The 13259-nt window shown below is 62.7% G+C and carries 9 protein-coding genes; 4 read left to right on the top strand and 5 right to left on the bottom strand.

The window, feature by feature from the left end; translation table 11 throughout:
- Window positions 1-13: 13 nt before the first annotated feature.
- The 5 genes from NKJ77_RS24090 to NKJ77_RS24070 all read right to left on the bottom strand — a co-directional run bounded on the left by NKJ77_RS24090 (window position 14) and on the right by NKJ77_RS24070 (window position 8448).
- On the bottom strand, window positions 14-784 hold the full coding sequence (locus NKJ77_RS24090; protein WP_352535859.1) for an N-acyl amino acid synthase FeeM domain-containing protein: 771 nt from the start codon (window positions 782-784) through the stop codon (window positions 14-16).
- A 383-nt stretch (window positions 785-1167) separates the two neighbouring features.
- Window positions 1168-3483, bottom strand: coding sequence for a putative bifunctional diguanylate cyclase/phosphodiesterase (locus NKJ77_RS24085; RefSeq protein WP_023832580.1), 2316 nt, complete (start codon window positions 3481-3483; stop codon window positions 1168-1170).
- A gap of 141 nt (window positions 3484-3624) precedes the next feature.
- On the bottom strand, window positions 3625-7095 hold the full coding sequence (locus tag NKJ77_RS24080) for an indolepyruvate ferredoxin oxidoreductase family protein (RefSeq protein ID WP_352535858.1): 3471 nt from the start codon (window positions 7093-7095) through the stop codon (window positions 3625-3627).
- A gap of 221 nt (window positions 7096-7316) precedes the next feature.
- The gene (locus NKJ77_RS24075; RefSeq protein ID WP_023729725.1) at window positions 7317-7847 is read right to left on the bottom strand and encodes a hypothetical protein; all 531 of its coding nucleotides are present in this window, start codon (window positions 7845-7847) and stop codon (window positions 7317-7319) included.
- Window positions 7840-8448, bottom strand: coding sequence for a CGNR zinc finger domain-containing protein (locus NKJ77_RS24070; protein WP_023832582.1), 609 nt, complete (start codon window positions 8446-8448; stop codon window positions 7840-7842). Before NKJ77_RS24070 ends, NKJ77_RS24075 begins: the two co-directional genes overlap by 8 nt.
- A gap of 89 nt (window positions 8449-8537) precedes the next feature.
- On the opposite strand from NKJ77_RS24070, the gene NKJ77_RS24065 reads away from it, so the two are divergent.
- The 4 genes from NKJ77_RS24065 to NKJ77_RS24050 all read left to right on the top strand — a co-directional run bounded on the left by NKJ77_RS24065 (window position 8538) and on the right by NKJ77_RS24050 (window position 13083).
- Window positions 8538-9443: a branched-chain amino acid ABC transporter permease gene (locus tag NKJ77_RS24065; protein ID WP_023752465.1), complete on the top strand. Its 906-nt coding sequence runs from the start codon at window positions 8538-8540 to the stop codon at window positions 9441-9443.
- A 197-nt stretch (window positions 9444-9640) separates the two neighbouring features.
- Window positions 9641-10246, top strand: coding sequence for a TRAP transporter small permease subunit (locus tag NKJ77_RS24060; protein WP_023683517.1), 606 nt, complete (start codon window positions 9641-9643; stop codon window positions 10244-10246).
- Window positions 10243-12021, top strand: a complete 1779-nt coding sequence (locus tag NKJ77_RS24055) for a TRAP transporter large permease (RefSeq protein WP_023819682.1) — start codon at window positions 10243-10245, stop codon at window positions 12019-12021. Before NKJ77_RS24060 ends, NKJ77_RS24055 begins: the two co-directional genes overlap by 4 nt.
- A 33-nt stretch (window positions 12022-12054) precedes the next feature.
- Window positions 12055-13083 (top strand): zinc-dependent alcohol dehydrogenase family protein, encoded by a 1029-nt coding sequence (locus NKJ77_RS24050; protein WP_023832583.1) that lies wholly within the window; start codon window positions 12055-12057, stop codon window positions 13081-13083.
- Window positions 13084-13259 lie beyond the last annotated feature (176 nt).

Here is a 13259-nt window from a genome sequence, read left to right as displayed (position 1 = left end):
AATGAACATCCGTTCAGGCGGCGTCGCGGTAGTATTTCGCCGTTGGCAGAATGGACAAAGGTGTCAGCCGGTTGATAGCCGGATTGCCAAACATCAGCCTTTGCTCCGTTGCTGTCGATCTGAAGAACGGCAACCGGTGGAGTATCCGTTGAACATTCTCTTCATTACCGGGAATTTCGAACAATGCGAGCGGAGGGAGAACGCCCGGAAACGCCTTGCCCGCGGTCCTCTGCGTGGCGCTGAAGAAGCGGGCATAAAAAGCGGAATGCTCCAACTTAATCGGGATAAACATCGCGGTCTGGCGAAAATAACAGTAGGCCGCCATGCAAATCCTGAGCGTCAGGAAAGGCAGCACTCCGGGCGCCGGCGCGCTGTCCGGATCTGTCGCGAAGCGAGTTCCGTCGATGAACGTTTCCCCGCGGGCAAGCCGGGGAAGCAATACTTCGGGATAGGCGTCGACCGAAGGCGAGTACGGCTGGTCACTGGAAATATAGTGGAGGCGCACTGTACTGACCAACTCGCCGTAGCAGTAGACACCGAACCGATAGGAATTAGGCAGATTGTCCCAGCGATCCTCGAACATGCCGCTGGCCATCGGGCCGCACATACCTGAGCGCAGATAGGACTTATAGCGGAGTCGGTAGATCGCCTCCAGATCTTCGCCCCCGGTAATGAGACGATATTCGACATGATCCAGCAATTGCATCATGGATCGGTTGAGAGCCGAGTCGATCCTCGCGCTGGCCTCAGCCGACGCACTCTTCATCGCAGTATTCATTGCCATTCCTCGAATTCCGCCTGGAAGTAGGCTATTCGAGTTGAAATGAGACACAAGCTGAAAATTCGACATTGCTTGTTTACCGCTTGTTAACCTTAATGAGAGCGGTCGTTCACCGATCTTACACGAGAAAACAGACGGCGCAGCGGGTGGTTGCCTGATCCGGTCTGGCGGCGGTCATCGAAATGATTCTGAAGTCAGATCTTGAAAGCGCCAAGACGTCGCGGGCTTGAACGACGCCTGAGCGGTCATCATCTCATCAAGTGAACAATTGCTGCGTGTTTTTAAATGCAATTCAAGTGGAGAACCGCTCACACTTTTCCTGGATTGCTTTTTGCTCAGGCGCGATTCCGACGGAAAACCGCTTCGCATCTTTCCTGGAATTGCGTTTAGCTGGCTGTCCGTTTGCCGGCGATATGCAGGTCAGCGGCGAACGGCCATGTGACGCTCGACATCGTCTCGATGCCCGATGCGCTGAGCGCGGCGCCGAACAGGAAGCCCTGCACGAAGTCCGGCTTGACCAAATGGACCAGCGTCTTCAGCTGCTCGAAGGTCTCGACCCCTTCGATGGTGACCGAAAGGCCCAATGTCCGGGACAGGCCGACGATGCCCTTCAGTAGGTCGAGCGACCGCCGGTTCTGGTTCACATCGACCAGGAATGAGCGGTCGATCTTGATCTTGTCGAGCGGCAGCTTGTGCAGATAGCTCAGACTGGAGTAGCCGGTCCCGAAATCGTCAAGCGCGATGCGCGCGCCGAGTGCCTTCAATTCCTCGATCGACTCGCGCGTCAGCGACTTGTCGTCGAGCAGGGCGGTCTCGGTGACCTCGATTTCGAGCCGGTGCGCCGCAAGGCCCGACTTGGCCAAGGCATTTTTGACCTTCTCGACGATATCGCGATTGCGGAAGTCCTTGGCCGAAAGGTTGACCGACACGCTGGTCTGGGTCGGCCATTTCGAGCATTCGGCGCACGCGGCCTCCAACACGAAAGTGCTTATGTCGGAAACAATACCCATCTCCTCGGCCAGTGGGATGAAGACACTGGGTGAGATCGGGCCGAGATCCGGGTGGTCCCAACGGCAGAGCGCCTCGCAGCTGGCGATGCGCATGGTGTTTACAGCCACGATCGGCTGATAGACGACGCGTAATTCCCTGGCCTGCACGGCGTTGCGCAGATCGGCCTTCATCATCTGGCGATTGCGGAAGGCGGCGTCCATTGCCGCCTCAAACAGCCTCCAACTGTTCTTGCCGAGCTCCTTGGCCTTGTAGAGGGCAAGGTCGGCTTTGACGATCATTGCATCAACTTCTGTGTCCTTGACCTTGGACAGCACCGCACCGCCGCTGGCCTGGATGCGCAGGTCGTGGCCGGCGACGTCCACCTCACCCTGCAGGTTCGCGAATATATGGTCGAGGAGAGGGCTGAGATGGCTCTCGTCCTCGACACGGTCGAAGAAGATCATGAACTCGTCGCCGCCGAAGCGGCTGACCGTGATGCCAGGTCCGGCAATCGCCGCGAGACGTTCTGCCACGGCGTAGATCAACCCGTCGCCCACAGGATGGCCGAGGGTGTCGTTGACGCTCTTGAAGTCGTCGAGATCGAGCACCGCCAGACCGCAGAGCCGCTCCTGCTCGCCGGAGGCCATGGCTTCACGGACAAGTTCGTGGAAATAGGCGCGGTTCGGCAGGCCGGTCAGACTGTCGTAGCGCGCCATAAAGCGGATCTTTTCCTCCGCCTCGACGCGGGCCGTCACGTCCTCGAATGTAATGACGCCCAGTTCCTGGCTGCCTTCACGGGCGGAGAATTCGTAGTGCTGGCCGTTGGCGAGTGAGACCAGTACCTTGCGGTCGCGGCCTTCGCGCAGGGCGCGCGTCAGTTGTGCCTCGATGTAGCGGCAGTCCTTCGGGGCCAGCATGCCGCCGGCAACGCCGCGCATCAAGAGGCCGTGGATCGACCGCCCCAGCAGCGTGCCCGGCGATTTCAATGACATCAAATGTGCTGCCTCGGCGTTGGCGACGACCACCTTCTCGTTCGAGTCGAGCATGACAAGGCCATGCGACATGGTATTTAGTGCCCGATCGAACTTTTGCGCCAACTCCTTCGCCTGCCTGTGACCGATGACCGCCGAGAACAGAACGTTGCGGACATGGTCGGCGCTGCTGATGGTGACGATTGTCGTCGGGATGATCATCAGCCCGAGGACGAAGTCGGGGACGCCCATGCGCAGGAAGAGCGCAAGTGCTGCTGGCCCAATGAGGGTCACGGAAAAAATCTGCACCATGCGCCTGGATCCGTAGCTTCGGCCGACAACCGTGAGCAGGGTGGTCAATGCCAACGACACAGACGCCACTTCGGCGAAGTCATCGGGACGCAGGTAGATCGACACGAAACACAACGACCCCAACGCGAGGCCCTGCGCACTGCCTTTCAGAATGTAACCGCGTTCCCACGCCTCTGCCTTTTCGACAGTGGTTATAGGGCTGCCTCCCCTGTGGAAGCTGCGGATGCTGAAGTAACGCCAAAGGCTGATCGACAACAGAAGGAACGCGAAGCCAAGATACAGCGGATCGTGCGTCCGCAGGTAGATCGTCAATCCGAGGATCCAGTAGCATACGCCGCCGACCACCAGCATGTAGGCGTTGTCGGATAACGCCCGCACAAACTGGATATAAACATCCGCCGGGATGTCTTCGGTCTTTGCTCTGTCCATACCGTTGGCCCAACGCTAAGCCTTGTCATGCCACACCAGCCTTAAGAAAGGCTTAGAACAGCGGTTTTGGCCCGTTTGCCGAGGGCGGGCGAATGCAGTGCAGATTGGGAAATCAAGCTTCAGGTAAACAAGGCGTATCGATCACTCGGCGGCCTGAAGTTCAGGCCGCGCCGGCGTGTTGGCCAGCCGCTCGACAAGCCTTGTGCGCTCGCCCTCTGCCTTTTCGGCGCTGGCCTGCCTCACATGGCCGTAGCCGCGAATGAGCGCCGGCACCGAGGCAAGGGCGATGGCGGCCTCGATCCTGCCTGGCGCAAGTGCCTTGGCGACAAGCTCCAGATCGGCCTCATAGCGGGCCAGAAGCTGCCGCTCCATGCGCCGCTCGGCGCTGTAGCCGAACACGTCGAAGGCCGTGCCGCGCAGGCTTTTCAGCGCCGCCAGCAGGCGAAAACCCTTCATCATCCACGGGCCGAAGCTCGATTTCCTCGGCTTGCCGTCATTGCCGCGCCTGCCCATGATCGGTGGCGCCAGATGAAATTCGAGTTTGTCGTAGCTCTGGAATTGTTTTGAGAGCTCCATAGGGAAGGAGCCGTCGGTGTAGAGCCGCGCCACCTCATATTCGTCCTTGATCGCCATCAGCTTGAACAGGTTTCTGGCGGCGGCCTCGGTCACCGCGGTCGAGCCAGGCACGGCCTTGGCCTCGGCAGCACGCAAAACCGCCAGCTTCTCGACATAGCGCCTGCCATAGGCGGCATTCTGATAGGCAGAGAGGAAAGCGACGCGGCGGGCGATGATATCGTCCAGCGTCTCGGCGATCTCAGTGGCCTTGCCCGGTTGCGCGATGAGGCCGCGCACAAAGTCCGGCTGATGCGCGGCGCGCCGGCCCCAGCGGAAGGCGGCGATGTTCATCGCCACCGCCTCGCCGTTCAATTCAATCGCTCTTTCAACGGCTTGCGCCGACAGCGGCAGCCCGCCATGCTGGAAAGCGAAGCCGAGCATGAACATGTTGGCGCCGAGCGAATTGCCGAACAATTGGGTGGCGGTGCGCGTGGCGTCGAAGAAATGCGTCTTGTCGTCGCCAGCGGCAGCGCGGATCGCCTTCTTCAGGCGCTCGATGGGCAGCGAGAAATCGGCCGAGCGGGCGAATTCGCCAGGCATGATCTCGGCAGTGTTGGCAAGGAAGATGGTATGGCCTTCGCGCACCGCGCCAAGCACCTTCTTGGCGCCGGACACGACAAGGTCGCAGCCGAGTACCAGGTCGGCCTTGCCGGCCGAAACGCGGATCGCGTGGATGTCGTCCGGCGTGCGGGCGATGCGGACATGGGTGAACACCGAACCGCCCTTCTGGGCGAGGCCGGCCATGTCAATCATGCCGCAGCCCTTGTCCTCGAGATGGGCGGCCATACCGAGCACAGCACCTATGGTGACGACGCCGGTGCCGCCGACGCCGTCGATGATCGCCGCCCAACCCTCGCTGCCGAGCGGGAATTCGGCTGGCACCGGCACGCCGTCAAGCGGGTCGGAGCGCCCGGCAATGCCTTCGGCCTTCCTGATCTTGGCGCCGTGCACGGTGACGAAGGACGGGCAGAAGCCGTTGACGCAGGAGAAGTCCTTGTTGCAGCTCGACTGGTCTATTCTGCGCTTGCGGCCGAACTCGGTTTCGACCGGCTGGATCGAGACGCAGTTCGATTGCACCCCGCAATCGCCGCAGCCCTCGCAGACCAGTTCGTTGATGAAGACCCGCTTGTCGGGATCCGGGAAGGTGCCGCGCTTGCGGCGGCGGCGCTTTTCGGCCGCGCAGGTCTGGTCGTAGAGCAGCACCGAGACGCCCTTGACGTCGCGCAGCTCGCGCTGGACGAGGTCGAGGTCGTCGCGGTGGTGGATGGTGGCGCCGGAGGGGAATTCGGCCTTCCCCGCATATTTGTCCGGCTCGTCGGTGACGATGGCGATGCGCTCGACGCCTTCGGCGCGCACCTGCCTGGCGATCATGTCGACAGTCAGGCCGCCCTCATGCGGCTGGCCGCCGGTCATGGCGACGGCGTCGTTGTAGAGGATCTTGTAGGTGATGTTGGCATCGGTCGACAGCGCGAAGCGGATCGCCAGCGTGCCGGAGTGATTGTAGGTCCCGTCGCCGAGATTCTGGAAGATGTGGCCGCGCTTGGAGAATGGCGCCTGGCCGACCCATTGTGCGCCCTCGCCGCCCATGGCGGTGAAGCCGACCGTGTTGCGGTCCATCCACAGCGCCATGAAATGGCAGCCGATACCGGCGGCGGCGATCGAGCCGTCCGGCACCTTGGTCGAGGAATTGTGCGGGCAGCCGGAGCAGAAGAACGGCGTGCGCGAACCGATATCGCTGGTGTCGGCAAGCATCGCCTGGAACTGGCGCAGCTTTGCCACCTTGGCAGTGATCTCTTCCGAAGGGCCGATTGTACGCAGGATGCGCTCGCCCAGCGCCGTGGCGATCTCGTTGGGGTCAAGCGCGCCCTTGGCCGGGAACAGCCAGTCGCCGCGCTCGTCCTTCTTGCCGACGATCGCCGGCTGGGTGGCGGTGCCGTAGAGGTTTTCGCGCAGCTGCACCTCGATCAGCGAGCGCTTCTCCTCGACGACGACAATGGTGTCGAGGCCGCGGGCGAATTCGGCGATATGCTGCAGGTCGAGCGGCCAGGGGCAGCCGACCTTGAACAGGCGGATGCCGATGCGGTTGGCGGCGGCCTCGTCGATGCCGATGTCTTCCAGCGCCTGGCGGACATCGAGATAGCTCTTGCCCAGCGTGATGATACCGAGCTTCGGCGCGCGGCCGCCCGAATAGACGATGCGGTTCAGGCCGTTGGCATGGATGAAGGCGGATGCAGCGGCGCGCTTGTATTCATGCAGCCGCTCCTCCTGGCCGAGCATGTCGATCTCGTCGCGGATGTTGAGGCCGCCGGGCGGCATATCGAACTCCGGCACGACGATGTTCAGGCGCTCGAGCGCGGCATCGACGGAGGCCGTGGATTCGATGTTGTCCTTGACGCATTTGATAGCCGCCCAGGTGCCGGCGAAGCGCGACATGGCAAAGCCGTAGAGGCCGTAGTCGATGATCTCCTGGACGCCGGCCGGGTTGAGGATCGGCACCATGGTGTCGACGAACAGGAATTCGGTGGCGTGCGCATTGGTCGATGATTCGGCCATATGGTCGTCGCCCATCAGCGCAAGCACGCCGCCATACTTCGACGATCCCGCGAGGTTGGCGTGGCGGAAAACGTCGCCGGAGCGGTCGACGCCCGGTCCCTTGCCGTACCAGACCGAAAACACCCCGTCATGCTTGCCTTCGCCCAGCAATTCCGTCTGCTGAGAGCCCCAGCAGGCGGTGGCGGCAAGCTCCTCGTTGAGGCCCGGCTGGAAGACGATGTCGGCCTGCGCCAGCTGCTTTTTCGCCCGCCACAGCTGCATGTCGAGGCCGCCGAGCGGCGAGCCGCGATAACCGGACACGAAGCCGGCCGTGTTGAGGCCGGCCCGGCGGTCGCGCTCGCGCTGCATCAAAAGCATGCGGATGACCGCCTGTGCGCCGGACAGGAAGATGCGCTCCTTACCAAGATCGAACTTGTCGTCGAGCGCGACGTCGTGCAGCGTCATCAGGCATTTCCTCTGCGGAGACAGCACCGGGGGCGCGCAGCCAACGTAGGAGTGAGCTGGCGCAGTCTTTCTCCGCTTGCAAGGCAGGTCAAACGAAATCGAAAGTGCCAGGCAAAGCGCAACGAACGATCCGCTGCCGTCGCGTATCCGGCACGAAATCGGTCCGCGGCGGTTGTCCGGCGACCGAAAATTTCCACGCAGTCGCGCCCGGCAAAGACGCGTCAGCCTTTCGAGCAATCCGGCTTCGGCTCACCCGGCAGCTTGCCGTCGGGATGGCCGGCAAGATCGGGATTGGCCGTATAGAGCTGGTCGACCACCAGCGGCCGGTCGGGAAGGATCGACTGGTCCTCGCTCGACATCAGCGTCGTGTCGATCTTCTGCAGGAACGTGCCGTCAGGACCCCTGATGCTGATGGAGATCGCATAGGGTTTGTCCTTGACGATGCAGGTGAGCGCCGGGCTCTCCAGGCTGACCTTGTCGAGCTTCGGCCAGACCTTCTGCTCGACTACCAGGGGAGGGCCGCCGGCCGGATTCTGGAAACTGGCGACCGCAACCTGGCCTTCGCCCATCGGCTGCAGGGGCCGCAGCGTCACGACATAGGTCGCCCGGGCGAGACGGTAGTTGAAGACGACGACCTTGCCGGAAACCTCGAACAGCTTGCCGTCGCCGCCGGTGTCGCGGCAGGCGCCAAGCGCAACGGCTGCAATGAGCGCAGCACCGACAAGGATCGAACGAAAAACAACCCTAGGCATTGTTGACCTCATGTGCCGCCGTGCGGCGGCGATAGTGACGGCTTGCTTTCTGGCGGTTGCCGCACACAGCCATATCGCACCAAAGGCGGCTGGAATTGCGGCTCCTGTCGAGAAACAGCCAGCTGCAATTGGGACAGATCCTGAGCCTGGCGACCGTGTCGTCGCGCAGCAGCGACAAGGCCGAAACCGCCAGCGCCGCCTCGAACGCGATCGGCGTCGATGGATCGCCGAACGGTCTACCCGGTGCGCCGATTTCGGCAGGGCTCCGATCGAGGCCGTTGGCGCAGGCCTTGAGAAAAGCGGAGAGGTCGCCGGCGGCAAGCGCACCTTTCGACACCGCGCCGCGAAACAGGCAGTCGGTCGTCTCGCGGATCGCCAGCACCACCGGAGCGATGCTGTCCGGCGAGGTCGCCTCCAACGGTCTGCCGCCAAGCTCGGCACCGCGAAAGCCGGTTGCGGCATCGGCGAAGCGCGCGATCTCGGCCGGATCGTCAAAACGGTCGAAGGTCTTTTCCGGATCGTTGCGCAACACCACGGTGTTGGCCGTATCGAGCGCAAGAATGCCGCCGGTGAAGCGATGTGGGGTCCAAGATACTGTCATATCAGAAATCTAACCCATAAAACGCATTTGACAAGTTAGATTCTACGATGCAAACCTTGGCGCGGGCTCCGGCGCCCGGAAAGCTGTCTATGCTCTATTTCTTCCAGCAGGTGCTGAACGGGCTGCATTCCGGCGCGCTCTATGCGCTGCTTGCCTTCGGCTACGTGCTGACCAACGGCATCCTGCACCGGACCAATCTCGCCTATGGCGCGCTGTTCGCCTTTTGCGGCCAGACGATGATCCTGACCGTGGCCTTCGGCTATCAGGTATTGTGGCTGACCTTGCTGGCGGCAGTGGTGCTCGGCGTCGTCACGGCTTTCCTTTATGCCGCGCTGATCGGCCACGTGCTGTCGCGCAGCGTCTTCGAACCGCTGGCCGACCGCACGCCCAATGCCATTGTGGTGACGACGCTCGGCATCCTGCTGGTGCTGTCGGAAGCAAGCCGTATCGCCGCCGACACGCATGATTGGTGGCTGCCGCCGATGCTGGCGCAACCCATTGTCTTCGCTCAGGATGCCGGCTTCCAGGCGACGCTGACGCTGATCCAGCTCATCGATTGCGCGGTGGTTCTGGCGGCCATCATGCTCGCTGCATGGGCGTTTGCCCGCTCGGGCTTCGGTCGCCGTTGGCGCGCCGTCTCCGACGATCCCAAAGCGGCTGCCATGTGCGGCGTGGACGTGCGCGCAGTGTTCCGGCATGCGGTGCTGTTCGGCGGTTTCTGCGCCGCGCTGGCCGGAATCATGGCCGCCCTTTACTACGGCAATGTCAGCTTCGGCTCCGGCCTCGTCTTCGGGCTGAAAATCCTGTTCGTGACGGCGGTGGGCGGCTATCTCTCTCCGCCTCGGGCCGCGCTCGGTGCGGCCGCCTTCGGCATGACGGAGTCGCTATGGGCCGGCTATTTCCCGATCGAATGGCGCGATGGCTGGATGTATCTGTTCCTGGTCGCGGCACTTGTGCTGATCGGTCCCGGCCGCGACCAGCAGAAGATCGCCTGATCGCCGCATCCGCTGTCAGACTTTGGTTGCATGACGCAGCAGCCGGTCGGCACTTATCCCCTGCCTCCCGTCACGACGGCGTTGATCGCGCCCATGCCATGTTGACCCGCCGAACCACGCACGGCATACCGTTGGGCCACAGCGGCGCGACGGAAAATAGGGGAGCCGGCGCGCCTTCGACCTCAGGGAGGAAATGCATGGCAGGGCTGCTCGCTCTATCCAGAACGATCGACCGTATGAACGAGTTCATCGGCCGGTGGATATCGTGGCTGATCCTGCTGGCAATCCTGGTCAGCGCCGCCAATGCCATCATCCGCAAGGTCTTCGACGTCTCGTCGAATGCCTGGCTGGAACTGCAGTGGTACCTGTTCGGCGCCGCCTTCATGCTGGCCGCCGCCTACACGCTGAAACAGAACGACCATATCCGCATCGACATCGTCTACGGCATGTGGTCGCGCCGCGTGCAGCACTGGATCGACCTGCTCGGTCATGTCTTCTTCCTGATGCCGTTCGTGACGCTGATGGTGATCTATTTTGTCCCCTACGTGTCGCTGTCGTTCCGCAGCGGCGAAATGTCGAACAATTCCGGCGGCCTGATCATCTGGCCGGCCAAGGCAATCCTGCTCGTCGGCTTCTTCCTGCTGGCGCTGCAAGGCATCTCCGAGATCATCAAGAAGATCGCCATCATGCGCGGCGACATGGACGATCCCAATCCGTTCATCTCGGTGCACGAACAGGCCGAGCTCGAGGCTAAAGCCCTTGCTGAAGAGGCCAAGGCGCTCGCCCAGGAGGCGCGCCCATGATCGAGTTCATCGCCCAGAACATGGCGCCGATCATGTTCGCTTCGCTGATCATCTTCCTGCTGATCGGCTATCCCGTCGCTTTTTCACTCGCCGCAAACGGCCTGATGTTCTTCTTCATCGGCGTCGTGCTGTCGCCCTATTCGGGCGGCTCGATCAACCTGGCGTGGCCGCTGCTGCATGCGCTGCCCGACAATTTCTACGGCAGCCGGGTGATGTCTAACGACACGCTCTTGGCAATCCCGTTCTTCACCTTCATGGGCATCGTGCTGGAACGATCGGGCATGGCCGAGGACCTGCTCGACACGATCGGCCAGCTGTTCGGCCCGGTTCGCGGCGGCCTTGCCTATGCTGTGATTTTCGTCGGCGCGCTGCTTGCCGCTACCACGGGCGTGGTCGCGGCTTCGGTCATCGCCATGGGCCTGATCTCGCTGCCGATCATGCTGCGCTACGGCTATGACCGACGACTGGCGTCGGGCGTCATCGCGGCATCCGGCACACTCGCCCAGATCATCCCGCCGTCGCTGGTGCTGATCGTTCTGGCCGACCAGCTCGGCCGTTCGGTCGGCGACATGTATGCCGGCGCGCTGATCCCCGGCCTGGTGCTGACCGGCCTTTACACGCTCTACATCCTGATCATGTCGATCGTCCGGCCGAACTCGATGCCGGCGTTGCCGCTGGCGGCCCGCACGCTTGGCCACGGCGTGCTGTCGCTGCTCGCGGCACTGCTGGTGGCAGTCGCGGCTTCCTATGCGGCCTATCGCTACCTTGCGCCGGCGCATGGCGACAATGCCGATATCCTTGGCGCCAGCATCGGGGTGATCCTGATCTATATCGTGGCGATCGCCGACAAGGGCCTGAACATCAACATGATGTCCAGGTTGGCGCAGCAGGTGATCATCGTTTTGATCCCGCCTCTGGCGCTGATCTTCCTGGTGCTGGGCACCATCTTCCTCGGCATCGCCACCCCGACGGAGGGCGGCGCCATGGGCGCGGTTGGCGCCCTGGCGATGGCGGCAATGAAGGGGCGGTTGTCGCTGGATGTCATCAAACAGGCGCTCGCGTCGACCACCAGGCTTTCCTCCTTCGTGCTGTTCATCCTGATCGGCGCGCGGGTGTTCTCGCTGACCTTCTACGGCGTCAACGGCCACGTCTGGGTCGAGCATTTGTTGACGTCGCTGCCGGGCGGCGAAGTCGGCTTCCTGATCGGCGTCAACATCCTGGTCTTCGTGCTCGCCTTCTTCCTCGACTTCTTCGAGCTCGCCTTCATCATCGTACCGCTCTTGGCGCCGGCTGCCGATAAGCTCGGCATCGACCTGATCTGGTTCGGCGTGCTGCTCGGCGTCAACATGCAGACAAGCTTCATGCACCCGCCTTTCGGCTTTGCGCTGTTCTACCTGCGCTCTGTCGCCGCGCGCGTGCCCTATCTCGATCGCCTCACCGGCAAGCAGATCGCGCCGGTGACCACCGGCCAGATCTATTGGGGCGCCGTGCCCTTCGTCTGCATCCAGGTGATCATGATCGGGCTGACCATCGCCTTCCCGCAAATGGTCATGCGCTACAAGGGTGCGGCCGTCGATCCGGGAACGATCGAGATCAACTTGCCTGATATGCCAAGCCTTGCGCCTCTCGGCACACCACCACCAGCCAACGGTGGCCCATCACCCGCGGCGCCACCGTCGAACGATCTCTCGCAGCCGCCGAATTTCGGCGAGACGCCGCCCGCCAAGCCGGCGGCGCCGGCGACCGACCTGTCGCAGCCGCCGAACTTCAACTGATGTGTGAACACTGAGAACCTGAGTGAGGATGTTATGAGAGCCGTGCGCCTGGAAGCCGTGGGCAGCATTGCGCTACGGGAGGTCGACAAGCCTGTTGCGGGACCGCAGGACGTTCTGGTGCGCGTCGAAGCCTGCGGCGTTTGCGGCACCGACCGTCACCTCCTCCACGGCGAATTCCCTTCGAGCCCGCCGGTGACGCTTGGTCACGAATTCTGCGGCATCGTGGAGGCTGTCGGTGATGCGGTTTCCGGCATCGCCATCGGTGACCGTGTTACCGGCGATCCCAACATCTTCTGCGGACGCTGCAGTCATTGTCGGGCTGGCCGGGTCAATTTGTGCAGCAATCTCAGGGCCATCGGCATCCATCGCGACGGCGGCTTCGCCGACTACGTCGTGATGCCGCAGAGCCAGGCCTTTCTTCTGCCTGCGAACCTCAAGCCAACGCATGGCGCCTTCTGCGAGCCGCTGGCCTGCTGCCTGCACGCTGTCGACCTCGCCGGAATCAGACCCGGCGCTGCCGTGGTGGTGCTTGGTGGCGGCGTCATCGGCCTGCTTACCGTGCAATTGGCGAGGCTCGCAGGAGCGGCGACCATCATCCTGTCGACGCGGCAGGCCTCCCGCCGGGCGCTCGCTGAAGAACTCGGTGCAACGGCGACGGTCGACCCAAACGCGGTCGACCCGATCGAGGCGATCGCCGGCCCAGCCGGCCTTGTGCCCGGCGGGGCCGACGTGGTGCTCGAATGCGCCGGTGTCCCCGATACCGTCGAACAATCGATGCGGCTGGCGAAGTCCGGCGGCACGGTGGTGATCGTCGGCGTGATGCCGCAAGGCGTGAAAGTGCCCTTCGAACCGTTCGACATCCTGTTTCGCGAGCTGAAGGTTCTCGGCTCGTTCATCAATCCCTTCACCCACAGGCGGGCAGCGGACCTTGTCGCGTCCGGCGCAATCGAGATCGACAAGCTCATCTCAAGGCAGGTCGGCCTGGAGGAAGCCGCCTCGGTGATCGCCAACCCGGCCGCCCCCGGCGAGGTCAAGGTGTTGGTGGTGCCGGGCAGGGAATGAAGGGCAGCCTCAATCCTGCGACGTTGGCGATTGGCGAAACGACGATGACCGCGTCCCTCTCCCCGTCACTATACGGGGAGAGGGTAAGGGTTGTCCGAACCGGATAGATAGGTAACAGAATGGACCGATAGCATGGGTGACAGTTTTCTCCTTCGCCGGGAGGACCGGCGATGGTT

This window comes from Mesorhizobium sp. M0052, from assembly GCF_040323255.1.
Classification (GTDB): Bacteria; Pseudomonadota; Alphaproteobacteria; order Rhizobiales; family Rhizobiaceae; genus Mesorhizobium.
This window is presented reverse-complemented; position numbering and strand designations above follow the sequence as displayed.